The 467-nt window shown below is 67.5% G+C and carries 1 pseudogene; it reads left to right on the top strand.

Annotated features, from left to right (window positions below):
- Positions 1-467: pseudogene (locus EII26_RS12945) on the top strand (TonB-dependent receptor plug domain-containing protein); the annotation flags it as partial.

Raw genomic sequence — 467 nt, 5'->3', positions numbered from 1 at the left:
CCGGAGAGCCCGCGGGGCGCGGACTTCCGCATCGACCAGTGGAACGTGGTCCTGGCCCGGCGCCAGAGCTGGGGCGACCTGGAGTGGGGATTCCGGGCTGAGTACCTGGAGCAGAGGAAGAAGTACGACGACCCCGCGGACACCATCGGGGGCTGGGGCGAGCAGCACAACCGCTACGATACGGACCGCCTGAGTTTTGCCCTGGACGGAGCGCTGCCCCTGGGGGAGCGCCACCTGCTGGAGTTTCTCTGGAACTGGTACGACGAGACCCTGAACACGGACGGGGACATCGTAAAGAAGATGCGCGGGTTCCGTCGGCACAACCGCTACAGCTGGAATGCACAAATTCAGGACACCATCGGCCTGGGTAGGGGCGACGGCCTCTGGCTGACGCCGGTGGTGCGCTGGAACGCCGCCGACGGCCGAACGGAGTTCTCCTGGGGGGCGGCGCTGGCCTGGCGGATGAG

Source organism: Fretibacterium sp. OH1220_COT-178 (assembly GCF_003860125.1).
Classification (GTDB): Bacteria; Synergistota; Synergistia; order Synergistales; family Aminobacteriaceae; genus CAJPSE01.
This window is presented reverse-complemented; position numbering and strand designations above follow the sequence as displayed.